The following is a 23,989-nucleotide window of genomic DNA, read 5'->3' as shown; positions in this document are numbered from 1 at the left end:
TTTGATCAGCCCGGAGAAAGTCCGCGCTGGCGTTCGGAGCGCCGCCGCATGAATTCGAGGAAGGTCAGCAGGACCACGGAGAGCGCCACGAGGATCGAGGCGACCGCCAGGATGGTCGGCGATATCTGCTCGCGCAACCCGGTGAACATCTGCCACGGCAGGGTTTTCTGCGAGGCGGAGCCAAGGAACAGCACCACTACCACCTCATCGAACGAGGTGATGAAGGCGAACAGCGCACCAGAGATCACGCCCGGCAGGATCAGCGGCATCTGCACCTTGAAGAAGGTCGTCACCGGATTGGCGCCGAGACTTGCCGCGGCGCGTTCCAGCGAGCGGTCGAAGCCGACCAGCGTTGCCGTCACGGTGATGATCACGAACGGCGTGCCGAGCACCGCATGCGCCAGCACCACGCCCCAATAGGTGCCCTGAAGGCCGATGCGCGAATAGAAGAAATACATGCCAGCCGCCGAAATGATCAGCGGCACGATCATCGGCGAAATCAGGATCGCCATGATCGCGCCCCGAAACGGCACATGGCTTCTGGCAAGGCCGATCGCGGCCAGCGTACCGAAACCGGTGGCCAGCAGCGTTGCCGCCGGCGCGATCCTGATGGAGTTCCACAGCGCCTGCTGCCAATCGGGATTATGGAAGAAATCCTGATAGTGCTTGAACGAGTAGCCTTCGGGATCGAGCGCCAGCATTTTCGGCGTGAAGGTGAAGAAATCCTCCGCGTTGAAGCTGAGCGGAATGATCACCAGGATCGGAAAGATCAGGAAGAAGAAGATCAGGCCGCAGATGACCAGAAAGGCATAGTGCCAGATCTTCTCGAGCGGCGAATCATAGGGCTGAATGGCCATGGTCCCTCTCCTATCCGAGCTTCACATTGTCGATGCCGACGATCTTGTCGTAGAGCACGAACATGAACATCACGACCACCAGAAGCAGCGTGCCAAGTGCCGCCGCGAGCCCCCAGTTGAGCGAACTGGAGATGTGGTAGGCGATCCGGTTCGAGATGAATATCCCCGAGGTGCCGCCGACCAGTTCGGGCGTGATGTAGTAGCCGATCGACAGGATGAAGACGAGCACCGCGCCGGCGCCGATGCCGGGTACCGATTGCGGGAAATAGATCCGCCAGAACGCCGTCCAGCTCGTGGCGCCAAGGCTGCGGGCGGCGCGCACATAGGTCGGCGAAATCGTCTTCATCACCGAGTAGAGCGGCAGGATCATGAACGGCAGCAGGATGTGGGTCATGGCGATGATCGTGCCGGTGGCGTTATTGATCATCACCAGCCGGCCGGCATTGTCGACGATCCCGCTCCACACCAGCAGATCATTGATGACGCCCTGCTGCTGCAACAGCACCTTCCAGGCCGAGGTGCGCACCAGAAGCGAGGTCCAGAACGGCAGCAGCACCAGCACCATGAGAAGATTGGCGCGGCTGAGCGGCAGATGCGACAAGAGATAGGAAATCGGATAGCCGAGCACGAGGCAGGAGCAGGTGATGATGATCGACAGCATCAGCGTGCGGCCGAACAGGAACAGATAGATGCGCTCGTTTTCCGGCTTCATGCCGATGCCATCCGGCCCCATCTCGGCATCGACGGCATTCAGGAAATAGCCCGGCGTATAGGCCGGCGAATACATTTTCAGAATGGCCCACGTGTCGAGATCGCCCCAGTCCTTGTCGGATTCGATCAGCTGTGCCTTGATGTCCGGCGAACCGGGCTCAATGTTGCGCACCGTGCGGCCGGCCTTGCGGAACAGGCTCGACATGCCGGCCTGCTCGTAATTGAGGCGTGAGCCGAGACGGGTGTGGATCTTCTTTTCTACCGCGACAGTCAGATCGTCATAGAGCGCCTCATAGGCAGCCTCGTCCGGCAATTGGCCCTCGGCGGGGTCCCAGTCGCGAAGCGCCGCGGTGGTTTTCGGCAGGGTGTCGGCGACGATGTTGTTTTCCACCGAGCGGAACAGCATGTCGCCGATCGGCGCGATGAAGGCGACGAGAACGAAGGCAAGCAGAGGCGCTATCAGCAGAAGAGAGCGCATCTTCTCGCGCCTCAACGCCTTCCTCAATGCCTGTTTGAGCGGCTTTCCTTCGCCGGTCAGAATTTGTTGCTCAGCCACGCCGGTCGGTTCCCCTGTTTTTATTCGGTCTGAAGCGGATTGCGCAAAAGGGCCGGATCGCCGATTTGCGCAATCGGCTCCCTGCCCCGGCATGCCGGGACAGAGTTTTCATGAGCGGGAGCGCGTCCGGGGGTCCCGGACGCATTCTCAAGCTTACTGTGCCAGCCAGGCCTGGAACTTCTGCTCCACGTCGTCCTGGTTGTCGGCCCACCACAGGATGTTGTTGACCAGGTAGTTGCCCATGTTGGCCGGGTTGGTCGGCATATGCGGCGCCATCGGAATGCCGAGCTCGGCATGGTCGCCGACGAGCGGCTGCGACGACGCGCGAGCCGGACCGTAGGAGATGTACTTAGCCTGGTCGGCAAGGCGCTGGGTGTCGGTGGCGAACATGATATATTCCTTCACCAGGGCCAGCTTGTCGTCCGGCAGGCCGGCGGGAATGACCCAACCGTCATAGTCGAACACCTGCCAGTCCCACAGCATCTTCACCGGCTGGTCCTGCTCGGCGATCACGCTGAACAGACGGCCGTTATAGGTCGAGCCCATGACGATTTCGCCATCGGCGAGAAGCTGCGGCGTTTCGGCGCCGGCCGACCACCAGATGATGTCGTCCTTGATGGTGTCGAGCTTGGCAAGCGCCCGGTCCACGCCTTCGGGCGTCGACAACACGTCGTAGAGGTCTTCCTTGGCGACGCCGTCGCAGATCAGCGCCCATTCCAGGTTCTTCTTCGGACGCTTTTCAAGCGCGCGCTTGCCGGGGAAGGTTTCGGTGTCGAAGATATCGCAGAGCTCGGTCGGCTCCTTGCCGTTCCATGCGGCGACATCGCTGCGATAGCCGAACGTGGTCGAGAACACGATCTGCGGAATGAAGCAGTCATTGATCACGGCATCGCCGAAATCTTCCACGGCCGGCGTGCCGTCGGGTGCTGCCTTGGTCCACTCGTTGAGGTCGATCTCCATGGCCAGGCCCTCGTCGCAGAGACGCTGGCTGTCCGGACCTTCGACATCGACGATGTCCCAGGTGACATTGCCGGTTTCGGACATGGCGCGCAGCTTGGCGACGGCCTCGTTCGAGGATTCGTCGTTGATGATCGTGACATCGGGATTTTCGGCCATGAACGGCTGGTGATAGGCGTTGTCCTGCGAGGCCGAATAGGCGCCGCCCCAGGAAACGATCGTCAGGTCCTCGGCCAAGGCCGCATTGCCCATCGCCACGGTGGCGGCGGAGGCCAGGATGATAGTACGGAGTTTCATGTCAGTTCCCCTTTTGCAGATTTCACTGGTTACGTTTATCTGAACGGCCGCCTAGGCGGCCGCCACGTTTCACCGCAGGTCAGGCGGCGTAATCGAGGGCCTTGCAGTCGCGGGCGGCAAAGCCGACCGTACGCGTCTGGCCAACCTCGAGATCCCAACGTTCGCCGCGATTCCTGACCTTGACGATGAATTCGTCATTACCGCACACATTCATGCGCACGCGGATATGGTCGCCGAGATAGATCAGCTCCTCGACCCGGCCGGTCACCTTGTTCTCGACCGTATCGGCGGCGATGAGTTCCACCCTTTCGGGCCGCAGCGACAGCGTGGTGCGGTCGCCTTCACTTACGACATTCACCTTTTCGGCGAACAGCGTGGTGCCGTCCTCGACGCGCACCCTGCATTCATTGCCCTCGATGGAGGTCACGATCCCGTTCAGCGTGTTGTTCTCGCCGATGAACTGGGCGACGAAGGAATTGCCCGGGCTCTCGTAAAGCACGTCGGGCGCCGAAAGCTGCTGGACGATGCCGTCATTGAACACGGCGACCCGGTCCGACATCGTCAGCGCCTCGGTCTGGTCATGGGTGACGTAGACGAAGGTGACGCCGAGATTGTCGTGGATGTGCTTGATTTCATACTGCATCTGCTCGCGCAGCTGCTTGTCGAGCGCGCCGAGCGGCTCGTCCATCAGTACCAGCTCGGGGTCGAACACCAGCGCGCGGGCCACGGCGACGCGCTGCTGCTGGCCGCCGGAAAGCTGGCCCGGCCTGCGATTGCCGAACTTGCCGAGCTGGACCATGTCGAGCGCGCGCTTGACCTTCTCTTCCTGCTCGGACTTGCTCATCTTTCGCAGCTGCAGCGGAAAGGCTAGGTTCTCGGCGACCGTCATATGCGGAAACAGCGCATAGTTCTGAAACACCATGCCGATGCCGCGCTTGTGCGGCGGCACGTTGTTGATCGGTCGCTCGTTGAGGTAGATTTCGCCGCCGGTCGCGGGCTCGAAGCCGGCGAGCATCATGAGGCAGGTGGTTTTGCCGGACCCCGAGGGTCCCAGCATCGTCAGAAATTCGCCCGGTGGAATATCGAGGTTCAGCTTTTTGACGACCAGGCTTTCGCCATCATAGCTTTTTTGAACATTTTCGTACTTAACCGATGCGCCACGGTTATTCGCCATATTGTCCCCATCTGTTTTGCCCATCGCTTTCTCATGCGCGATTTTTAGGCAGGCCGTACCCAATACTGCAATTCACGCGCGCCAAATCAACCTCAAATTTCAGTCCTCGCGGAATGAACGGTCGATTTTGCCTTGAAGCTCAAGCGAAGCACCACGCAGTTAAGACTTTGGTATAATGAATATGCATAACCTTTAAACTGGCGGCGCTCGGCCGTTGAACCGGCGAAAAGTCAGTGTCGAGGATAGCGCGGCCACCAACGCGCCCCGCGCCTGTTTGCGACGCTGGATGACGCTGCCTGCGGCGGCAGGCAGGTGCTAAATCGAATCAAATTCGATCGTCAGACCGTCATAGCCGGGCTCCACGTGGCCCGGCGTTTCAGCCATCACCGTGTCGTAGTCGAGCGGCGTGTGCATGTGAGTGAGCACCGCGCGGCGGGCGCCAAAGCTCTCGATCCAGCCGAGCGCCTGCGACAGCGACAGATGGCTCGGGTGGCAGTGATATTGCAGTGCATCAATGATGATCAGGTCCAGGTCCTGAAGCTTCGCGACCGCCTCGGGCGGAAAATCGCTGACATCGGTGCAGTAGGCGACATCGCCGATCCGGAAACCGAGCGAAACGATATCGCCATGCTGCTGGGGGAAGGCCTGAAATTCGATGGCCCCGCCCGGCCCCTCGATTCGCACCGGCGAATCGAGATCCTCGATCAGGTTCGGCTCGGCGATCGCCGGGTAGTTGCTGCCCTCGGGGACTCGCAGGCAATAGGAGAAGCCGTCGAGGATCCGCCCCATCGTCACCGGCTCCGCATAGACCGGGATGCGGCGGCGCTGCGCATGGAAAAAGCCGCGAATATCATCGATACCGTGCAGATGATCGGCATGGGCATGGGTGAAGAGCACCGCGTCGATGCGTGTGACGCCTGAGCGAATCATCTGCTCGCGGAAATCCGGACCGGTATCGATCACCACAGTGGTCACACCGCCATCCGGCCCGATCTGTTCCACCATCAGCGAGGCGCGGGTGCGTCGGTTCTTTGGATTTTGCGGATCGCACGCGCCCCAGTCCCCGGTGATCCGGGGCACGCCGGGCGAGGACGAGCAGCCGAGTATGGTAAAACGTCGCCGATACCCCAAGGGTCACACCCGCGTCATCTTGGAAAAGCAGCGAAACGCGTTTTCGGTGGTGATCGCCGCGATCTCGTCCTCGCTGACGCCCTTGACCTCGGCGAGAACCCGGGCGGTGTTGACCACATAGGAAGGCTCGTTGCGCTTGCCGCGAAAGGGCGTCGGCGCCAGATACGGCGCATCGGTTTCCACCAGCAGCCGGTCCATGGGGATATCGGCCGCGATGTCCCGGATTTGCTGCGAATTCTTGAAGGTCAGAATGCCGGAAAACGAGACATAACCGCCAAGCGCGACGCCGGTTTCGGCAAGCCCCCTGCCCGACGAGAAGCAATGCAGGATGAACGGAAAGGCGCCCGCCTCGCTCTCCTCGGTCAGGATCGCGGCCATGTCGTCATCTGCATCGCGGCTGTGGATCACCAGCGGCAGCCCGGTGCGCCGCGCCGCATCAATGTGACGGCGAAGCCCGGTCTTCTGCGCCTCGGCCTTTTCCGGCTGATAGTGATAGTCGAGCCCGGCTTCCCCGATCGCCACCACCTTCGGATGCGCGGTGAGCGCGATCAGGTCTTCCGCGGTGATATCCAGTTCCTCATCGGCATTGGCGGGATGGGTGCCGACGGAGCAGAAGACATTCTCATATTTTTCAGCGATATCAATGATCTGCTGAAACTTCTTCACGCGCGTTGAGATCGTCACCATCTGCGCAACGCCCGCTCCCTTCGCGCGCGCGACCAGTTCGTCGCGCTCGGCGTCGAAATCCGGGAAGTCCAGATGGCAATGGGTATCGATCAGCATGAAAGTCTCTCTATTCCTCTGGCGCGACATAGCGCGGGAAAACCGGCGCGGGCTTTTCCAGCGGCGTGCCCGGTTTCAGACGACCCGCCTCACCCAAATGCGCGAATGTGCGTTCGGTTTCCGGCACGGCGACCAGATCGAGCAATTTCGCCGCCGATTCCGGCATGGCCGGCTGCAGCAGGATCGCGACCTGACGCACGACTTCGGCCGTGACGTAAAGCACGGTCGCCATGCGTTCGGGATCGGTCTTCTTCAGCGCCCAGGGCTCCTGGCCCGCGAAATAGCGGTCGGCATCGGAGACCACGCCGATGATCGCGGCGAGCGCGCGGTGGATCGCAAGCTTGTCCATATCGGCGCGCACAGTCGCGATCACGCCATCGGCGGTTTCGAGCATGGCTTTGTCATCGTCGGTCAGCGGCCCGCATTCCGGCACCTGGCCGTCGCAATTCTTGACGATCATCGACAGCGAGCGGCTGGCGAGATTGCCGATCCCGTTGGCCAGATCGGAATTGATGCGCGTTCCAATTCCCTCGTCGCTATAGCTGCCGTCCTGGCCGAAGGAGACCTCGCGCAGGAAGAAATAGCGGATCGGATCGAGCCCGAAATGCTCCACCAGATTGAACGGATCGACGACATTGCCGACCGATTTCGACATCTTCTCGCCCTTGTTGAGCAGGAAGCCATGGGCATAGACCCGTTTCGGCAGCGCCACACCGGCGGACATCAGGAAGGCCGGCCAGTAGACGGCATGGAAGCGGATGATGTCCTTGCCGATGATGTGAATGCCGGGCCAGAAATCCCAGAGCGCATTGGCTTCATCCGGAAAGCCGAGCGCGGTGATATAGTTGGTCAGCGCATCGACCCAGACATACATGACGTGATCGGGGTTGCCCGGCACGGGAATGCCCCAGTCGAAGGTGGTGCGCGAGATCGACAGGTCCTTCAGCCCGGATTTGACGAAGGAGACGACCTCATTGCGGCGCTCATTGGGACCGATGAAATCCGGGTGCGCCTCGTAATATTCGAGCAACTTGTCGCCATAGGCGGAAAGCTTGAAGAAATAGCTCTCCTCCTCGACCCATTCCACCGGCGAGCCCAGCGGCTCGCGACGCACGCCATCCTCGCCCAGCGTTGTCTCGCTCTCGTCGAAATAGGCCTCCTGCCGCACGGAATACCAGCCGCCATACTTGCCGAGATAGATATCGCCGTTTTCCTCCATGCGCTTCCACAGCGCCTGGACGGCAACGCGATGGCGCTCCTCGGTCGTACGGATGTAATCGTCATTGGAGCAGTTCAGCCGCGCCAGAAGGTCGCGGAACACCGCCGAATTGCGGGTTGCAAGCTCGATCGGCGCGATCCCCTCCTTCTCGGCGGTCTGCTGCATCTTCTGGCCGTGCTCGTCCGTGCCGGAGAGAAACCGCACATTCCTGCCGTCGAGCCGGGCAAAGCGGGCCAGCACATCGGTCGCGATCATTGTATAGGCGTGGCCGATATGGGGCGTGCCGTTCGGATAGAAGATCGGCGTCGTGATGTAGAAATTATTGGCCTTGTCGCTCATGTCCGAAACCCGTCCGCTTGACTGCTGCTGCCGGCCGCCAAAAAAAGCGGCGCCGGCCTCGATCGTTTCGCCGGTCTTAACGCCAGTGCCGCAATGCATCAAGTCAAACCGACCGGCGCGCGTCGTTCAATTGACGGCGGCGCGGATCCGGGTGAGCAGGTCGAGCACGAGCTGCTTGCGGTCGAGATTGTAGGCATCGGCCGTCGCCACGTCATTGCCGAGTTCTAAGGAGAGTGCTGACAGCCGCTCGGCCCGTGCAATCTCACCGCCCATCGCCGCTTCACGCGCGCGGCTGCGAACATCCTCCTCGACATGGGCGAGCAGGAAGGCGAAGACCGTCTCGTTGTCGCGCTTGGCAAGGGTATCGGCGAGCCGGTGCATCAGCGCCCTCGCCTCGGCGTCCGAGCCGGCGAGCGTTTCATGATAGGCGTCGATGATCTCGCCGCCGCCGTAATTGACCAGCTTCAGCGCTTCCGAAACGCTGCCATTGGCAAGCGCCGCAAGCCGCGCCGCGTCCTCGCCGGCGGGATCGACGCCGAGAGACCCGAGTGCCTTCAGGAGGTCATTGGGCTCCAGCGGCCGAAGGCGCAGCGGCAGGCAACGCGAGCGGATCGTCGGCAACAGCCGGCCCGGCGTATGCGAGATCAGCAGGAACATCGCATGTTTCGGCGGTTCCTCGAGAATTTTCAGGATGGCGTTGGCAGCCGAGCGGTTGAGGTCGTCGGCGGCATCGACGATGACGATCCGCCAGTTGCCGGTGCCCGAGGTCTGCGACAGGAAGTGCCCGGCCCTGCGGACCTCGTCGACGGTTATGGCCGTCCTCCGCTTGCCGGTCTTCACATCGACCGGGCGTTCCAGATGGAGCAGATCATGGGAGGCGCCGGCAATGATCTGGCGCGTCAGCGGCGCTGCATGATCTGGAGCGATGATGTGATCGGGCGCGCTATGCGGCTCGGGAAAATGCAGGACGTGGTTGGCAAACCGGAAGGCGAGCGTCGCCTTGCCGATGCCCTCGCCGCCTTCCAGCAGGATCGCGTGATGCCCCTTGCCGGAACGATAGGCCGTCGCGAGATAGGCCTCCGCTTCCTCATGACCGAACAGATTGGGATTGGCCGCCGGATGCACCGCGCCTTCCAGAACCATATCGTCAGCCATCGCCGCGCTCCTCCAGAAAGGGCGAGACCGCCTGCCAGACCGCTTCCGCCACCGCTTCCGGTGCATCATCGGCGCGGATGACCCGACATCTGTCCGGTTCCGCCTCGGCGATCTTCAAAAACGCCCTGCGCCGCGCCTCGTGCACCGCGATATCATCCTTCTCGAACCGATCGGGCGTGCCGGCAAGCGCCTGTTCGGGCGAGCGGGCCTTCACGCGCTGCAACCCCTCAAGGGCATCGAGATCAAAAATCAGGGTGAGGTCCGGGATGGTGCCGTCGACGGCGACCCGCTCCACGGTCGAGATGAAATCGGGCGCAAGCCCGCCGGCCGTCCCCTGATAGACGCGCGAGGAATCCATGAACCGGTCGCAGAGCACGATGCTGCCGTCTGCCAGCGCAGGCTTGATGATTTCCTCGACATGATCGTTGCGGGCGGCGGCAAACAGCAGCACTTCCATGCCAACGCCGAACGGTTCGGCAGCGCCCGATAGCAGCACGTGGCGCACGGCTTCAGCCCCCGCTGAGCCGCCGGGCTCGCGCGTGACGACCACAGCACGGCCAAGGCTGGTGAGGCGTTCGGCCAGCAGACGGATCTGCGTCGACTTGCCGGCGCCCTCGCCGCCTTCGAAGCTGATAAATACCCCGCGTTTCAAGCTCTCACATACCTCCGGCCATCGCTTCGTCGTCGTTTAGAGCATCGGGCGAAAAAGTGGAATCCGGTTTTTGACAACCCGATGCGGCAAAACAAAAAACTAGAGCATCGGGCGGTTCATATTAACCGTCCGATGATCTAGACGAATTCAGGCCGGGGCAAAAGGCCTGTGCGGGCTATCTTTTGAACGGGATCGGAACGGAATAGCCGGTATTGTCCGCCAGAATGGTCTCGGTCGCGGCACTGGCGTCGCTTGCCGTGACGGGCTTTGCCTCCTCGACCAGGGCAAGCTGCGCGCTCGCCTCTTCCGGCTTCACCGAAGCTTCGGCAAGCGCGACGGGCGTCTGGGCCGTCTCCGTCGCGGCAACGACCGTCTCGGTCGTCTCGACTGTTGCGACGGCTGCCGGCGTTTCGGCCTTGGCGAGCTGCACCTCGCCGAAACGTCCCGGATCGACGCCTTCCGGCACATCCTTCTTCTCGTAGGAGGCCATCAGGTAGTTCATGTCGTCGGCGTTGCGCGAGGCGGGGCCGACGTAATCGACCTTGACATTGGCCACGCCCGAACCCGTGACGTCCAGCATTTCGGCGGCCTTCTTGGAAAGGTCGATAATCCGGCCGGAGACGAAGGGTCCGCGATCGTTGACGCGCACGATGACGGAACTGTCATTGTCGAGATTGGTCACCCGGACATAGCTCGGCAGCGGCAACGTCTTGTGGGCCGCCGACAGGTGGTTCATGTCGTAGATTTCGCCGCTCGCCGTCTGGGCGCCGTTGAATTTCGGCCCGTACCAGGAGGCGAGCCCGGTCTTGGAATATTTGGTGTCGGCCTTCGGCGTGTACCATTTGCCCCTCACCTGATAGGGCTTGCCGATCTTCTGGTAGGAAAGCGCATCCGCTTCGGAAATGCTGTTTTTGGCAGCATCGGCGACTTCCGCCGCGTCATCCTTGATGTCTTTGGATGTATCGCCCGTGGTCGTGCACGAAGCCATCAATGCAGTCATAGCCAGCATTGCCAGCGAGGTGGAAAACCGGATTTCTTTCATGCCAACATTTCTTCCGTCTATGTCGATGTACCGTCAGGATTGCTTGCCGGAACCCCTGGACCTTGAAACTGTGTCAAACTCTCCTATGCGGATGCTTGATGGCCGCTTTGTGGCGCGTTAACAAAATTGGCGAAATTGCGCAACCCGAAATTGCCCCGGCCACGTTCTGACCGCCCCCGCGTGTCCGCATCGAACCGGCACATATCCCGGGATTGACCCGCAAGAGAACACGGTGCTAAAGGCCATCCTCTAAGCGACATCTACGAATATTTCGTGAATGCGCCTGAGCCGGAGGAGTGGCCGAGCGGTTTAAGGCACCGGTCTTGAAAACCGGCGTGCGTGAAAGCGTACCGTGGGTTCGAATCCCACCTCCTCCGCCGTATTATGCTATTAAGTATTTGATTTTATTTATTGTTTTAATTTTATCGGAGTGTTCCCAGTCAGAAATGTCCTCAGCGGGTGTTCTAGATGGCGCGCAGGAGTTTCTGAACGCTGGCGTTTAGGTGCCTATGTCAGCTTCGTAAACCTCTCCAGTTGCTCTTCGATTCCGGCGTGCCGGTCTGTCGTGGCGTCACGATATTCTTCCACGTGGCTGATGCGAGCCTGGCTTTCCGCATCCTTCGCCTTTGTCGTCATGTCGCGTTGCATTTGTTTGCTGTCGAGCTTGATCACGACGTTGTCGGCTGATTGGTTTTGGTGTCGCCACAGATCGAATAATAGCCACTCATTACCGCGATTGTGATTGTAAATGCGTCCATGAGGTATCTCAGGGACATTGTCATATCGAGCTCGGGTACTGTGGTTTAAAGCAACCCAGGCCCTGACACGCCTTGCGGCTATGCGGGCCGGAATCCGTCGGGATGACAAGATACCAGTCACCGTTTTGGTGCAATGAAATGGCGTATAATCGGCCTCTCATCTCCAGTGTGAAAGGCGGTCACGGCATCCTGTAACACGCGGTCCGCGTTGCTGACCCGGGCATGCTGGCGCAGGTGCTCCAGCCAGCTTTCAACCGTGAAGGTCTCGATCAGCACGCCGGGCCGTGCGACATCCTCGAACAGGCCCCAGCGGATCGCACCGTCGCGCTTGCGGATGCGGCGCATGCCCGCCATTGTCTGACTGAAGGCTGCCACATCATTGCTGTCCAGATGATATTCGATGGTGATCAGAACGGGGCCACGATCGGCTTCCGGTTCTGCCGCGACGATCGGCGTCGGCCAGTGGTCCGAGGGGGCGAAATCCTGCGTCGCCGCGGTGTTCAGAGCGAAGCGGCGGGCCACCAGAAGCGTCAACACGGCCATGCCCGCAGCCGCGATCGACAGCGTCAACGGTATGCCCCACGCACCCGCCAGCGCGCCCCAGAACAAAGCCCCGAGCGACATCGAGCCCTGAAACGCCAGCAGATAGACCGCGAGAGCACGGGCCTTCACCCAGTCCGCTGAACTGGCCTGTGCGGCACCATTCAGCGCCGACATCATCGCGATCCAGCAGATACCGATCCCGAACAGCAAGGTCGAAGCGACGCCGAAATCCTTGACGGCCGCCAGGCTCGCCAGCGCTGCGGCCATCAGGATAGAAGCCACAATCGAGATGCGGTTCGTCGAGACGAGCGCCCTAAGCCGGGGCATCAGCACCGCCCCGACCACTGCGCCGATCCCCATGAAGCCCAAGAGCCCGCCGTAACCGGCCGCGCCCTGCCCCAGCGTGTCGCGCGCGATCAAAGGCAGCAGCGCCCAGAGGCAGCTGGCAAAGACGATGAAGACGGCCGCGCGCACCAGCACCGACTGCAACTCGGCGGAGCGAAGCGCATAACGCAAGCCGACGCGCATCGCGCCGCTCAGATGCTCGGGAGGCAGCAGGCTGACCTCAGTCTTGCGCTTCCAGCGCCATAACACCAACACCACGCCCATCGTCGACAAGGCGTTCAGGGCAAAAACGGCTTCCGGCCCCGTCGCGGCGATGATCAGGCCCGCCAGTGCCGGGCCGATAGCCCGGGCGATATTGATCGCCAGTCCGTTCAGCGTCACTGCGTCCTGCAGCGCTTCACGCGCAACCAGTTCCGGCACGATTGCCTGGAATGCGGGGGCCGCCAGCGCGGCCCCGATCGCCATCAGTCCGGTAAATGCCAGCAGCAGCGGTGCCGTCATCAGCCCTGCCCATGTCGAAAATGCCAGGCTACCCGCTGCGGCAATGGCAAAAAGCTGCGCACAGATGAGAAGCTTGCGACGATCGACGATATCCGCCAGCGCTCCCGCAGGCAGCGCCAGAATGAACATCGGGAAGGTTGAGGCAACCTGAACCAGCGCCACGACCAGCGGATCCGGCGCCAGGGAGGTCATCAGCCATCCGGCCCCGACGCTGGACATCCAGGTGCCGATGTTGGACACCAGCGTGGCAAACCAGAGGGCGCGGAAAATCGGGACGGCAAGAGGATTTGTCACTGCGATATCCTCCGTGGGGAGCTGCTCTCGGAGCGCAGGGCGGTTGCTACAGGGACCATGATGATCTCCAGAATAATTGACAGAGGCATTGATACAGACCGGAGTGGGTGGGAACACGTGGCCCAAGCAGCGTCCCTCTCTGCCTTCAGCATGGACAGAGAAGGCACCGGCCAAGCGGTGGACCTGCGGCCCGCCAACCCGTTCACAAGACTGTTTTCATGCTGTCAGCCGCCTTTACCGCTCGCGTCGATCCGCAAGCATCGCCACCAGAACGAAACCGCCGATCAGGCCGATATGTTCGAAGAAGGCATTCATGGCCATGAAGCGATCCTGCCCTTCTGGCATCGCCCAGAAATTGTTGGCGACGATTGCGGCCAACAGCGTGAACACGCCGAGCATTCCCGAACCCAGCCAGACCAGTTGCCCCGACAGGATCAAGAGCGGGCCGATCAACTCCACCGCAATGGTGAGCGCAGCCGAAAGTGCCGGCAGCGCCACACCGAAGTGCGCCTGTTCCGCAAGCGCACCTTGCCAGTCGGTAAGCTTGGTCAAGCCGCCCAGCAGATAGGCACCGCGGAGCGCAAGCCGGGCCAGGAACCAGACCGCAGGGTGGCCGACGATGACCGAGACGACACGCGGCGTATGCGGTCGCATCACGCTTTCCCCCCGGCTGCGTGGATCTCGGCGATGTAGCCACCGGGGAACTGCACCATGGCGGATGTCCGGTCGCCTGCCGCATGCGGCGCTACGAGAACCCTGACCCCGGCCGCCCTGGCGCGGTCAAGCGTCGCATGAAGATCCTTCACGGCATAACCGGTCACGTCGCGCCCGTAAGGCCAAGGCAATTGTCCATTGGTCACGATGACCTGCATATCGCCATAGCCCGAAGTCAGCAGGATCTGCCGGTAGTGTGTGCCGGGCATGCCGATTGCCGCTCCATCCGCGTCGGGAATATCGCTTTTTACGCTGGCATGGGCGAAACCGTTCCAGCGCGACACAAATGCGTCAGCCGCATCGGCCGTCAGATAGACGCGGTTCTCCGGCACGGTCTCGAGCGCCGGATAGCTGGGCGCCTTGGTGTGCCAGTAGAACTGCATGTCGACGCCGCCGGGCCATTGCACCACCGCGTCGCGGCCGATGGGATCCGGGAAGGTATCCACCAGTCGCGTTGCTCCGTGCGCAACGGCAGAGGCCACCGCCGCATCGATATCACTGACGAGGTAACCCGTACGCTCAATGCCAAAGGGGTAAGGAACCGGCGTCAGGAAGCCGAAGACTGAAACGGTTCCGGCCGGCGTCAGCACCAGTTGAGACTTGGTCTTGCTGGTCGTCGGCGTCACCTGAAACTGGCCCTGGGGCGATGTCGTGCCGCCGAACGTGGCCTGAAAGCTGGTCACGAAAGCATCGAACTGATCCGGCGCCACGTAAACGTGGCTGGTGTCATACTGGGCGCCAACGGCAAAGTCCGCGGCAGGCGCAATGTTGGTGGCAGTGTCCTGCGCCATCACCGGGCCGGCGAGTACCGCGCTGATCGCGATGGCGGCCGTGAACAGGGAAAGTCTCTTCATCACAAATCTCCGTGTCGGGTTCTTGAAGGTCGATATCAAAGAGAGGCGTCAGACCGCCCAGCAGCCGCAGCCGAAGGCACCCCAGAACGACTGGACGTCGGCGGCGGGGACGTTTGCACCCAGCGCTGCGGCATGGTCGTGCCCATGCACCGCGCAAGCCGATGAACAGCCGCAGGCCCGCGCCAGCTTTTGTGAGGTTTCAGGGGGCCGATGGTAGCCGCCAAAGGTCGCCACCGGCGACCAGTCGGGCATCGGGCGCGGCAGCTCGGGTGCCAGCGGGGCATAATCGCCCTCGCCGTAGACAACCTTGCCGCCCAGCACCGTCAAAACCGAGCGCAGATGCGCTATGGCGGTTGCAGGCACACTGAAGAAGTCATCCGAGAGCACCGCCAGGTCGGCCAGTTGGCCTGCCATGATCTGTCCCTTCTTGCCGACCTCCGAGGAAAACCAGGTGTTCTCATGCGTCCACATGCTGAGCGCCTTCTCGCGACTGACACGGTTTTTCGCTGGGTAAAGGCCAAGCCCTCCCACCGTGCGCCCCGTCACCAGCCAGGAGAGCGACACCCAGGGGTTATAACTTGCGACCCGCGTTGCATCGGTGCCAGCGCCGACGGGAATGCCTGCTTCGATCATCTTCGAGATTGGCGGTGTCCGCTCCGCTGCTTCATGGCCGTAGCGTTCGACGAAGTCCTCGCCCTGATAGGCCATACGGTGCTGCACGGCGATGCCGCCGCCCAGGGCCGCGATCCGGTCGATATTGCGGTCGCTGATTGTCTCGGCATGGTCGAAGAACCAGTTGATGCCGTCAAAGGGGATGTCGCGGGCGACCTTCTCGTAAACATCGAGCGCGCGGCTGATCGTCTGGTCGTAGGTCGCGTGCAACCGCCAGGGCCATTTATGCTCGGCCAGCAGGCGAATGACCTGTTCGAGATCGCTCTCCATGTTCGGCGGCATGTCCGGGCGTTCCACACGGAAATCCTCGAAATCAGCAGCGGAATAGACCAGCATCTCGCCAGCACCGTTGTGCCGGTAGGTGTCGTCACCCTGCCCGGGCGTTACCTGGCCCACCCAGCCGGAAAAATCCGCCAGTTCTTCCTTCGGCTTCTGGGTAAAAAGGTTGTAGCTGATGCGCAGGGTCAGTTGGCCCGCGCTGTGCAGCTTTTCAATGATGTCGTAATCTTCGGGATAGTTCTGGAAGCCGCCGCCGGCGTCGATTACCCCGGTCACGCCAAGGCTGTTCATCTCGCGCATGAAATGCCGGGTCGAGTTCAGCTGGTAGTCGGGCGGCAGCTTCGGGCCCTTGGCGAGCGTCGCATAAAGAATCGTCGCATTGGGCTGCGCAAGCAGCAGACCGGTCGGATTGCCCGCCGCATCCCGCACGATCTCGCCGCCGGGCGGATTCGGCGTGTCCCTGGTATAGCCCACCACCCGCAGCGCCGCGGCATTCAGCAGTGCACGGTCATAGAGATGAAGGATGAACACCGGCGTATCGGGGGCGGCGACATTCAACTCCTCGATCGTCGGCAGGCGTTTTTCCGCGAACTGGTGCTCGCTGAAGCCGCCGACCACCCGCACCCACTGCGGCGCAGGCGTGTTATCGACCTGCCGCTTCAGCATCGCCATTGCATCGGCAAGCGACGGCACGCCATCCCAGCGCAACTCCATGTTGTAGTTCAGGCCACCGCGAATGATGTGCGTATGACTGTCGATCAGTCCGGGAATGACCCGTCGCCCCTTGGCGTCGATCAATATGGCTTCGGGCGCCTCCCGGCGCACCTCCTGCTCGCTTCCCACAGCGAGGAACCTGCCATCGCGCATTGCAATGGCCTGCGCCTGCGGGTTCTGTGGGTCCAGCGTTGTGACCTTGGCATTGAACAGGATCATGTCAGGCATTGGGGGCGTCCTCTCGGAGAAAGATGGCATCAATCAGCGCACACGGTTACGACTTGCGATTGCCGGGTAACTTGCCCAGCACATGCTCGTTCGCCTCGTTGCGCAGGTAGGAAACGGCGGCGGTTGGGTGGATGGCGAACTGCTTGGCCAGCGGTATCACCTGCTCACCGACCAAAATGCCGAGAAGTCCGACAAGAGCCACTGCCGGCGGCGCCGGAGAGCGCACCCCGAGAAGGCTGTAGACGATGCCGACCAGCACGCCAGCTCCGAGAGAAAGGAGGTAAGTTTTCATTGTTATTGATCCATCTTGGCAAAGCGGGCTAGCCAAGCATGAAAGCCGGAACGACGGCATTCTGTGCGCTGGCGATCGACGACCCCGCCCCATCGGCGGCGACAGACGCGAGATATGCTCTCACGGGGCGTCTCGCCTGAAAGGATCAGGGATCAACAGGGACCGCGGACATCCGCGTTTGCCCCTTGTCTATCCGCAAACCTATTGAACCTCGGTCGCGGGCTCTTGTCCGCAAAGCTTCTTTTTTTGAAGAAACAATCGTAAATCCTGAATGCGTCAATGACGCCGGCAGAACCCTGTTGCAGATCTCGGTTCTTGCTCGCTGTCGTTGAAGGTGGTTCAACCTCTGCAAAAACGCCTGCCACACCATTGTATAGGTCCGGCGCCCCCGGAACTGCGGTATCTTGGTCGTCGAACAACGATGGAACAGAAGCGCGTGATCAGACTGACAAGACAGGAACCGGGCCGTTACGATTTGCTGTTCAGGGGAGCAGCCATCCTGATTGCCGCATCGGTTTTCACGATCGACACCTTTACCGAGATCGAAGGTGCGATAGCCGTCCTGTACTCGATAGCCCTTCTGCTTGCCGCGCAATCGGTCGAGCGAACCGGCCTTAAGTTCTTTTCAGCCCTATTCCTCTGTATGGCATTGATCTCATTCACGTTCACGCATGCTGCCAAGGCGGATTTTCCGACCTATATGAGGCTCGGCGTGGCTCTCATTTCACTGGGGTTGACCACTGCGCTGCTGCTGCGAAATGACAGAGCGAGAGCCGAACTGCTCCGCATTAACGCGGCACTCGCGCTGAGCGAGGCCCGCTATCGCTCGATCTTCGATCGCACCCGCGTAGCGCTCTGGGAGCGCGATTATTCTAAATTGCGCGCACACCTGCTGGAGATGTCCGCCAGAGGTGTGACGGATATTAAGTCTTACGCCCGGCAGAACCCCGACTTTGTCAACGAATGCATAGGCATGATCGATGTCGTTGCTTCCAACCAGGCTGCACATGAACTTCTCGGCACCAGAGACGATAGCAGCCTGGCCCGCACCGGAAGTCATTTCATTCCAATGGGCGACGATACCTTCGCTTCTGTCCTTCAGGCGATCGTTGATGGCGACACCTATTTCGAAGGCAACGCCGAGATCATGACAGAGAGTGGCGAACGCAAACACGTGCTGGTGTCAATCAGCTTTCCGACTGACGTGGAAGCCTTCGATCGCGTCGTCGTCGGCATGATCGACATCACTCAGCGCGAAGAGGCCCGTCTCGCGCTTGCTGCAGCAAAGGAAGAACTGAGCCACGCAACCCGAGCCGCAACAATCGGCGCATTATCAGCTTCGCTTGCGCATGAACTAAACCAGCCGCTCGGCGCTATTGCGGTCAATGCACAGACTCTGACCCGATGGCTTGACCGCGACCCGCCGGACGTTGAGGCCGCCAAACGTTCCGCAGAGCGAATTCTTCGCGACAGCAGCCGTGGCAGCGACATCCTGAAATCCACGCGCCTGATGCTTTCCGATATGCCGAGACAGCCGGAAGTTGTTGCTCTAGCCAAGCTGATTGATGACACGCTGGAGCTGATGAAGCACGATTTGCAGGCAGAAAACGTGTCAGTCGAGGTCGTCCAAAAGCGCGCAATCCCGCCAATCTCCGTTGTCAGACTGGAGTTGCAGCAGGTGCTCATCAATCTCATTTCCAACGCTATTCAAGCGATTGCCGCCGCCGAACCGGATCGGCGCGTTGTCACGATCACGCTCGACACGGTCGACGACATGATTTCGCTTATCGTCTGCGATACCGGCGATGGCCTGGACGAGGCCGCTCGCGCCAAACTCTTCACGCCCTTCTTCACCACCAAGTCCAGCGGAATGGGAATCGGGCTTTCGATTTCCAGAAGTACGATAGAGGCGATGGGCGGCTCGATTGAAGGAAGCAACCATCCAGATGGCGGCGCCATGTTCGAAATCCGCCTGCCAGGGGAGCGAGAGGATGCCTAACCTCAGACACGAAAAGAACAACCACGCTGACCCGGTGGTCTACATCATCGACGATGATATCTCGATGCGGGAATCGCTGACGGACCTCTTCCGGTCAGTGAAGATCGACGCCGAATCCTTTGAAAGTCCTGATATGTTTCTTGCAGAGGCCGAGCTTGAAAGACCGGGTTGTATCGTCCTCGATGTCAGGCTTCCCGGCATCAGCGGTCTGGATTTTCATAAGCAACTCGAGCAGGCAGGAAGTCTCCACCCGATCGTGTTCATGACCGGGTACGGCGATATTTCGATGAGCGTGCGGGCAATGAAGGCTGGAGCGCAAGATTTTCTCGCCAAGCCTTTTCGTGATCAGGACATCCTCGATGCCGTTTTCGCGGCTTTGGAGCGCGATGCGACCCAAAGACGAGAGGTCATCTGCCAGAGCGAATTGGCCAGCCGTTTTGAAGCTTTAACGCCCAGAGAAAAGGAGGTCATGGAGGCCGTAGTCGAAGGCCTGATGAACAAGCAAATCGCCTACAAGCTCGGGATCAGCGAAATCACGGTGAAACTCCATCGCGGCAACGTCATGCGTAAAATGAATGTCAGATCGGTTGCCGAACTGGTTCGTTTGAACGTGCGCGCCGAGGAACTGCGATCCGACCTATCGCCATCAGCCATTATGCGTCTGGCATAGAAGATTGCACATACCAGGAAAGTCGGAATCAGTGTCTGAGACTTCAATAATTGCGATCGTCGATGATGATCTGGCCATTCGGGAGGCTCTCGATGACCTGATAAGATCGCTCGGCTATGAAAGCCTCCTTTTTGCATCGGCGGAGGAATTTCTGCGCTTTCAGCCACGATCTTCGGTCTCGTGCATGGTTGTCGACGTGAAGATGTCAGGCCTGAGCGGCATCGAGCTTCAAAGACGCCTGAACCAGGAGGCAGACCGACCGCCGATGATTTTCATGACATCATACCACGACGACCGCACCCGCGCGGCGGCGATGGATGGCGGTGCGCTGGCCTTTCTGGGCAAACCTGTCGATCTCGGCAAGCTGATCAGGTGCATAGAGGAGGCAATGCAGCCTTAGAGCGCGTTTCGATCCGATTGAATCGGATCGGCGCTCTAATTCTCTGTTTTTGCGCGTTTCCAGACGGAAAACCGGTATCCACTTTTCCTGGAAACGCTCTAGTGTCTGTCTAGACGCGGTTTACCCGCATTTCCGCCAGCGGTGAGCAAAAGGGGCATGCCTTTAAAGAACTGGCTTCGTGCATGCTCTGCGAAAAGCCGTCCACGCAATTTCACAACGAAGATAATCGCTGACGAGGACGCCGGCTACCTCAGCTGACTTGATCAGTTTTTCAGAAAAGAAGCGGGACTTGGCCTGCTTTATCACGATCCAGGAGCCCGAAGGCATGTCGCATTCCCGCCACCCGATGTGGTCCAAACCGACGCATCACCTCGATGTTGAAAAGGCGTCTGACCACGTTCACTGGGTCGAACTGTTTTTCGACCTGATCCATGTCGTGACCATTTTTCTGCTCGGAAACTTTCTCTCCCATCATCTGGATTGGGCCGGGTTCTGGATTTTTACCGGGCTCTTCGTGGCGATTTTCTTCGCCTGGGCAGATAGCACGGTCTATAATTCCCTGTTCATCTCAACCGACCTTGCACACCGCATCTTGATGGCTATTCAGGTCGTAACTGCCATGTTCATGGCGGCGGCCCTGCCTGCTGTGACTGGCGGGGGCTGGAGCTATTTCGCGCTAGCCTATGCTGTCAACCGCACCATGACGGCAGTTTTGTACCTTCGGGCGAGCTCGACCGAGAGCGCGGCGCATGTGCTGGCGCGGCGGCAGGGGACTAACTTTCTTGTGCTCGGTGCGGTCTTCGCTGTATCTGCCTTTCTGCCGCAGCCTTTTGGCTGGATCGTCTTCGCTCTGGGTCTTGCCGCCATCCAGATTCAATATATGGCGCCGCGCTTCGGCACGTTGCGGATCGCCCACTTCATTCCACGACTTGGCCATCTGAGTGAACGGTTCGGCCTGATCATGCTGATCCTTTTGGGGGAAGGTTTTTTCAAACTCGTCGTTACCCTTTCGGACAAGGGAATCTACAAGCTCGGCACCGGCGCGCTCGTCAATCTCGGCATCGGCGGGCTTTCGATTTTCATGCTGGCCTGGATCTATTTCGACAGCGTCGGCAATGCGCGTCCGAAGTCGAGGGACATAAAGGTGCTTCTGGGGTGGTGGCTTGGACATCTGGTGCTGATGTGGGCAACGGTGATGCTGGGCGTGGCCCTCGCCGGCGAAATCTATGCGGGCTTCGCAGCACCCTACCCGCTGGGCTATGGCCTGCTGGGGACTGGCGGGTTGGCGCTGTTCATCCTGATGATCTGGTATCTGCAAACGTTGATCGCGAATCGCGAAATAGTCAGACGCCATGCCCATGGCGGGGTGCGGATATTCGGGATCGTAATCGCGCTTCTGCTGATGGTGATCATCCAGCATCTGCCGGGACTGGCGGCCAATACTATCTTCGCGTTCGCACTCTGGTCGCAGATCATCTGGCCGCTTTCGCGCAGTTGGCGAGATTGGAAGCGGGAGCCATCATCATGATGAACCGTTTCAGGGCACGCGCCTATCAGCTTCTGGAATTTCCAAGCCGGGTTGACCGACCGTCGTGGCTGATCGAGCTTCTGCTGATTTTACTCATCATAATCAGCGTCATCGCTGTCTGCCTCGAAACCGTGCCAGATGTTCTGAAGGTACACGGACCGTTTCTCATGCGGGTAGACCTTTGGATCACCGTGATCTTCACGATCGAATACGCGACCCGTTTATGGGCTGCCGCCGAGGCTTATCCTGAATTACCCGCATGGAAGGCGCGTCTCAAATGGGCTATTTCGCCGATGGCCCTGATCGATCTGGTCGCTATTCTCCCATTCTGGCTGGCGTTTGTCGTGCCGATCGATTTTCGCCTTCTACGCCTGCTTCGCCTCCTTCGGATCTACAAGCTGGCCCGCTATTCCCCTGCCCTCACGGCACTTTTCGCTGTCATCCGCGAAGAGGCCGGCACGCTGTTCGCGGCTCTTATCATTCTCGCAATCCTGCTGGTCTTCGCAGCGTCGGGCGCCTGGCTGGTCGAGCGCGAGGTCCAGCCTGAAGCATTTGGCTCAATCCCTTCTGCCATGTGGTGGGCGCTCGTAACGCTGACCACGGTCGGCTATGGCGATGTCGTACCGCATACGGTAATCGGGCGTCTTTTCGGTGGACTGATCACGCTTCTGGGTGTCGGCATGGCTGCGCTCCCTGCCGGTATCATTGCGACCGGTCTCGCCCAGCACCTGCATGAACGACGCAACCGTCTCTGCGACGAGTTCCGCGAGGTTCTTCAAGACGGCCGTCTCGATCTTGCTGACGGCAGGCGCGTTGAGGCCTTGCGGCGGGAACTTGGAATAAGCCGTACCGCAGTGCGTTCAATTTACGAGGAAGTGCAGCGAGAACAGCCGCCCAGGCAATGCCGTTGCCCCAAATGCGATCATGTTTTTTCTCCGCCGCGCTAAGGGAAGTCATCCTGCCGTCGTTTTCAGGCCGGTTTACCCAGCCCAAGCGCCTCTCCGAGGCGGACCAGATCGGCGAGTGAACGAACATCCATCTTGCGCATGACACTGCCGCGATGCATCTTCACCGTGATCTCCGAGATACCCAGCTCATGAGCAATCTGCTTGTTCATCATTCCGCCGACGACGAGCTTCATGACCTCCCGTTCGCGCGGGGTCAGGCTTTGATAGAGGCGGGTATGCTCTTCGTGGCGACCTTTTTCCATTCTGAGTTCAGAGTCGCGCTGGAGAGCTACGTTGACTGCCTTCAGGATTTCTGACGGGTCAAACGGCTTGGTCAGGAAATCCGATGCACCGGCTTTCATAGCCCGAACCGTCATCGGGATATCACCGTATCCGGTCATGAAAATGATCGGCATGCTGTTGCCCGACGCATTCAGCTTTTGCTGAAGTTCCAGACCGTCCAGGTCCGGCAGCCGCACATCGAGCAGGATACACCCTGCTCCGGCTCCTGCGTTTTCCAGGAACGCTTCAGTGCTCTCAAAGGCGAGAGCATCGATCGACATGCTGCGGAGGAGATCGACAAGTGACTCACGCATCGAAATATCATCGTCGACGATATAGACTATGGGCGTCTGTGGATCAGCGGCCCTTATGTTGGAAGGCTTCATGACCTTGACATTCCTTCGCTTCCAACCGCCCTGTCAAGACACTCATGCAGAAGCAGAACGAACGATCCGGACAGGAACGCCCTTGTAAGCTGGTGTGCCCGAAAGGCGGTCGTAATGACCAATCGCGACTACGGCATTCATCTCCGGATAGTAGCCGCCGACCGAGCCTGGAGGCAAATCATAGGCGACCGCCGTGTAGCCGTGGACGGTATGTTTCGGCCCGTCCACGGTGACAGCATGAATGTCGATCAGGTCACCATCCCGCAAAGAAGACGTGTGCTTCGAGTCCGGCCACGCGCAGCCGGGGCAATCGAACCCTTCCGGCTGGTTGGCTTTCAGCAGCGTCGCCGCGCCTTGGGCCGCCAGATTTTGATGCGACAGCGCCTCGGCGACGGCCTTCAGCGCCCCCCAACCGCCTGCGGGGCCTTTATATGTCTTGATGCCATCCGGCCGCTTTTTCATCATCGGGCTCTCCATGTGCAGCGAGACTGACAGCCTAGCAGAGCGGAAACGGCCCTTAAGCTATACATAGAGATAGGTCAGAACAGAGCTTTCATCGGCATGTCCTGCAAGCACATAGGCATGCACCTGAGTGTACGCCGACGTCCCCATACGTATGGTGTCGGCAGCAATGCCCGAACGCAGCGACTGAAACATCCATAGCCCAGCCTTACGGAGAAGAGCTCGGGTGCGTGTTCGCTTGGCATGGA

Annotated in this window: 22 protein-coding genes, 1 tRNA gene and 1 pseudogene; 6 read left to right on the top strand and 18 right to left on the bottom strand. The window is 60.3% G+C overall.

Going from position 1 to position 23,989, the window contains the following annotated elements; all coding sequences use genetic code 11:
• Positions 1 to 5 precede the first annotated feature (5 nt).
• The 10 genes from Mame_RS14695 to Mame_RS27575 all read right to left on the bottom strand — a co-directional run bounded on the left by Mame_RS14695 (position 6) and on the right by Mame_RS27575 (position 10,873).
• Entirely contained in the window at positions 6 to 857 is an 852-nt protein-coding gene (locus Mame_RS14695; protein ID WP_018063244.1) for an ABC transporter permease, read from the bottom strand.
• 10 nt (positions 858 to 867) lie between these two features.
• Complete coding sequence (locus Mame_RS14690; protein ID WP_026173215.1) at positions 868 to 2,124, bottom strand: ABC transporter permease; 1,257 nt, start codon at positions 2,122 to 2,124, stop codon at positions 868 to 870.
• Positions 2,125 to 2,277: 153 nt separating this feature from the next.
• Positions 2,278 to 3,378, bottom strand: a complete 1,101-nt coding sequence (locus Mame_RS14685) for an extracellular solute-binding protein (RefSeq protein WP_018063242.1) — start codon at positions 3,376 to 3,378, stop codon at positions 2,278 to 2,280.
• A 79-nt stretch (positions 3,379 to 3,457) separates the two neighbouring features.
• Positions 3,458 to 4,552: an ABC transporter ATP-binding protein gene (locus Mame_RS14680; protein WP_026173214.1), complete on the bottom strand. Its 1,095-nt coding sequence runs from the start codon at positions 4,550 to 4,552 to the stop codon at positions 3,458 to 3,460.
• A 315-nt stretch (positions 4,553 to 4,867) separates the two neighbouring features.
• Positions 4,868 to 5,683: an MBL fold metallo-hydrolase gene (locus Mame_RS14675; protein WP_026173213.1), complete on the bottom strand. Its 816-nt coding sequence runs from the start codon at positions 5,681 to 5,683 to the stop codon at positions 4,868 to 4,870.
• Positions 5,684 to 5,686: 3 nt separating this feature from the next.
• Complete coding sequence (locus Mame_RS14670) at positions 5,687 to 6,466, bottom strand: TatD family hydrolase (RefSeq protein ID WP_018063239.1); 780 nt, start codon at positions 6,464 to 6,466, stop codon at positions 5,687 to 5,689.
• A 10-nt stretch (positions 6,467 to 6,476) separates the two neighbouring features.
• Positions 6,477 to 8,024 (bottom strand): methionine--tRNA ligase, encoded by a 1,548-nt coding sequence (metG, locus tag Mame_RS14665; protein WP_026173212.1) that lies wholly within the window; start codon positions 8,022 to 8,024, stop codon positions 6,477 to 6,479.
• Positions 8,025 to 8,150: 126 nt separating this feature from the next.
• Entirely contained in the window at positions 8,151 to 9,179 is a 1,029-nt protein-coding gene (locus tag Mame_RS14660) for a DNA polymerase III subunit delta' (RefSeq protein ID WP_018063237.1), read from the bottom strand.
• The gene (gene tmk, locus Mame_RS14655) at positions 9,172 to 9,831 is read right to left on the bottom strand and encodes a dTMP kinase (protein ID WP_018063236.1); all 660 of its coding nucleotides are present in this window, start codon (positions 9,829 to 9,831) and stop codon (positions 9,172 to 9,174) included. The genes Mame_RS14660 and tmk overlap by 8 nt, the downstream gene beginning before the upstream one ends.
• Positions 9,832 to 10,006: 175 nt before the next feature.
• Positions 10,007 to 10,873, bottom strand: a complete 867-nt coding sequence (locus tag Mame_RS27575; RefSeq protein WP_018063235.1) for a septal ring lytic transglycosylase RlpA family protein — start codon at positions 10,871 to 10,873, stop codon at positions 10,007 to 10,009.
• Between the two features lie 290 nt (positions 10,874 to 11,163).
• On the opposite strand from Mame_RS27575, the gene Mame_RS14645 reads away from it, so the two are divergent.
• Positions 11,164 to 11,250: transfer RNA gene (locus tag Mame_RS14645), tRNA-Ser, on the top strand.
• Between the two features lie 130 nt (positions 11,251 to 11,380).
• On the opposite strand, the gene Mame_RS26710 is transcribed toward Mame_RS14645, so the two are convergent.
• The 6 genes from Mame_RS26710 to Mame_RS14620 all read right to left on the bottom strand — a co-directional run bounded on the left by Mame_RS26710 (position 11,381) and on the right by Mame_RS14620 (position 17,067).
• Positions 11,381 to 11,545, bottom strand: a complete 165-nt coding sequence (locus Mame_RS26710) for a hypothetical protein (protein ID WP_018063234.1) — start codon at positions 11,543 to 11,545, stop codon at positions 11,381 to 11,383.
• Between the two features lie 203 nt (positions 11,546 to 11,748).
• The gene (locus tag Mame_RS14640) at positions 11,749 to 13,314 is read right to left on the bottom strand and encodes an MFS transporter (protein ID WP_018063233.1); all 1,566 of its coding nucleotides are present in this window, start codon (positions 13,312 to 13,314) and stop codon (positions 11,749 to 11,751) included.
• 234 nt (positions 13,315 to 13,548) lie between these two features.
• A complete protein-coding gene (locus tag Mame_RS14635; RefSeq protein ID WP_018063232.1) occupies positions 13,549 to 13,968 on the bottom strand; it encodes a DoxX family protein in 420 nt (139 codons plus the stop codon).
• Entirely contained in the window at positions 13,968 to 14,882 is a 915-nt protein-coding gene (locus tag Mame_RS14630) for a VOC family protein (protein WP_018063231.1), read from the bottom strand. Before Mame_RS14630 ends, Mame_RS14635 begins: the two co-directional genes overlap by 1 nt.
• A 48-nt stretch (positions 14,883 to 14,930) precedes the next feature.
• Positions 14,931 to 16,775 carry an amidohydrolase gene (locus Mame_RS14625; RefSeq protein WP_018063230.1) on the bottom strand — a complete coding sequence of 615 codons (1,845 nt, stop codon included), beginning with the start codon at positions 16,773 to 16,775 and terminating at the stop codon, positions 14,931 to 14,933.
• A 46-nt stretch (positions 16,776 to 16,821) separates the two neighbouring features.
• Positions 16,822 to 17,067: a XapX domain-containing protein gene (locus Mame_RS14620; RefSeq protein ID WP_026173211.1), complete on the bottom strand. Its 246-nt coding sequence runs from the start codon at positions 17,065 to 17,067 to the stop codon at positions 16,822 to 16,824.
• 421 nt (positions 17,068 to 17,488) lie between these two features.
• Here Mame_RS14620 and Mame_RS14615 point away from each other — a divergent pair, with 421 nt between their 5' ends.
• The 5 genes from Mame_RS14615 (at position 17,489) to Mame_RS14595 (ending at position 22,611) form a co-directional block, all read left to right on the top strand.
• On the top strand, positions 17,489 to 19,066 hold the full coding sequence (locus Mame_RS14615; protein WP_018063228.1) for a sensor histidine kinase: 1,578 nt from the start codon (positions 17,489 to 17,491) through the stop codon (positions 19,064 to 19,066).
• Positions 19,059 to 19,736 (top strand): response regulator transcription factor, encoded by a 678-nt coding sequence (locus Mame_RS14610; RefSeq protein WP_018063227.1) that lies wholly within the window; start codon positions 19,059 to 19,061, stop codon positions 19,734 to 19,736. Before Mame_RS14615 ends, Mame_RS14610 begins: the two co-directional genes overlap by 8 nt.
• A 31-nt stretch (positions 19,737 to 19,767) precedes the next feature.
• The gene (locus Mame_RS14605) at positions 19,768 to 20,136 is read left to right on the top strand and encodes a response regulator transcription factor (protein WP_018063226.1); all 369 of its coding nucleotides are present in this window, start codon (positions 19,768 to 19,770) and stop codon (positions 20,134 to 20,136) included.
• A 325-nt stretch (positions 20,137 to 20,461) separates the two neighbouring features.
• Positions 20,462 to 21,664 (top strand): low temperature requirement protein A, encoded by a 1,203-nt coding sequence (locus tag Mame_RS14600; RefSeq protein ID WP_026173209.1) that lies wholly within the window; start codon positions 20,462 to 20,464, stop codon positions 21,662 to 21,664.
• A complete protein-coding gene (locus Mame_RS14595) occupies positions 21,661 to 22,611 on the top strand; it encodes an ion transporter (RefSeq protein ID WP_018063224.1) in 951 nt (316 codons plus the stop codon). The genes Mame_RS14600 and Mame_RS14595 overlap by 4 nt, the downstream gene beginning before the upstream one ends.
• Before the next feature lie 23 nt (positions 22,612 to 22,634).
• Here the strand turns inward: Mame_RS14595 and Mame_RS14590 are convergent, their stop codons facing one another.
• The gene (locus Mame_RS14590) at positions 22,635 to 23,279 is read right to left on the bottom strand and encodes a response regulator transcription factor (protein WP_018063223.1); all 645 of its coding nucleotides are present in this window, start codon (positions 23,277 to 23,279) and stop codon (positions 22,635 to 22,637) included.
• A 267-nt stretch (positions 23,280 to 23,546) separates the two neighbouring features.
• A pseudogene (locus Mame_RS14585) lies at positions 23,547 to 23,744 on the bottom strand (hypothetical protein); the annotation flags it as partial.
• Positions 23,745 to 23,989 lie beyond the last annotated feature (245 nt).

This window comes from Martelella mediterranea DSM 17316 (assembly GCF_002043005.1).
GTDB lineage: Bacteria > Pseudomonadota > Alphaproteobacteria > Rhizobiales > Rhizobiaceae > Martelella > Martelella mediterranea.
The sequence above is the reverse complement of the archived record's forward strand: the minus strand, read 5'-3'. Positions and strand labels throughout refer to the sequence as shown.

What these genes read in the sequence shown, in the direction of transcription:
- Mame_RS14695 (WP_018063244.1), bottom strand. Translation starts at nt 857, where the DNA reads ATGGCCATTCAGCCCTATGATTCGCCGCTCGAGAAGATCTGGCACTAT.
- Mame_RS14685 (WP_018063242.1), bottom strand. Translation starts at nt 3,378, where the DNA reads ATGAAACTCCGTACTATCATCCTGGCCTCCGCCGCCACCGTGGCGATG.
- Mame_RS14680 (WP_026173214.1), bottom strand. Translation starts at nt 4,552, where the DNA reads ATGGCGAATAACCGTGGCGCATCGGTTAAGTACGAAAATGTTCAAAAA.
- Mame_RS14670 (WP_018063239.1), bottom strand. Translation starts at nt 6,466, where the DNA reads ATGCTGATCGATACCCATTGCCATCTGGACTTCCCGGATTTCGACGCC.
- metG (WP_026173212.1), bottom strand. Translation starts at nt 8,024, where the DNA reads ATGAGCGACAAGGCCAATAATTTCTACATCACGACGCCGATCTTCTAT.
- Mame_RS14660 (WP_018063237.1), bottom strand. Translation starts at nt 9,179, where the DNA reads ATGGCTGACGATATGGTTCTGGAAGGCGCGGTGCATCCGGCGGCCAAT.
- Mame_RS27575 (WP_018063235.1), bottom strand. Translation starts at nt 10,873, where the DNA reads ATGAAAGAAATCCGGTTTTCCACCTCGCTGGCAATGCTGGCTATGACT.
- Mame_RS14635 (WP_018063232.1), bottom strand. Translation starts at nt 13,968, where the DNA reads ATGCGACCGCATACGCCGCGTGTCGTCTCGGTCATCGTCGGCCACCCT.
- Mame_RS14630 (WP_018063231.1), bottom strand. Translation starts at nt 14,882, where the DNA reads ATGAAGAGACTTTCCCTGTTCACGGCCGCCATCGCGATCAGCGCGGTA.
- Mame_RS14625 (WP_018063230.1), bottom strand. Translation starts at nt 16,775, where the DNA reads ATGCCTGACATGATCCTGTTCAATGCCAAGGTCACAACGCTGGACCCA.
- Mame_RS14620 (WP_026173211.1), bottom strand. Translation starts at nt 17,067, where the DNA reads ATGAAAACTTACCTCCTTTCTCTCGGAGCTGGCGTGCTGGTCGGCATC.
- Mame_RS14615 (WP_018063228.1), top strand. Translation starts at nt 17,489, where the DNA reads ATGGAACAGAAGCGCGTGATCAGACTGACAAGACAGGAACCGGGCCGT.
- Mame_RS14610 (WP_018063227.1), top strand. Translation starts at nt 19,059, where the DNA reads ATGCCTAACCTCAGACACGAAAAGAACAACCACGCTGACCCGGTGGTC.
- Mame_RS14600 (WP_026173209.1), top strand. Translation starts at nt 20,462, where the DNA reads ATGTCGCATTCCCGCCACCCGATGTGGTCCAAACCGACGCATCACCTC.
- Mame_RS14595 (WP_018063224.1), top strand. Translation starts at nt 21,661, where the DNA reads ATGATGAACCGTTTCAGGGCACGCGCCTATCAGCTTCTGGAATTTCCA.
- Mame_RS14590 (WP_018063223.1), bottom strand. Translation starts at nt 23,279, where the DNA reads ATGAAGCCTTCCAACATAAGGGCCGCTGATCCACAGACGCCCATAGTC.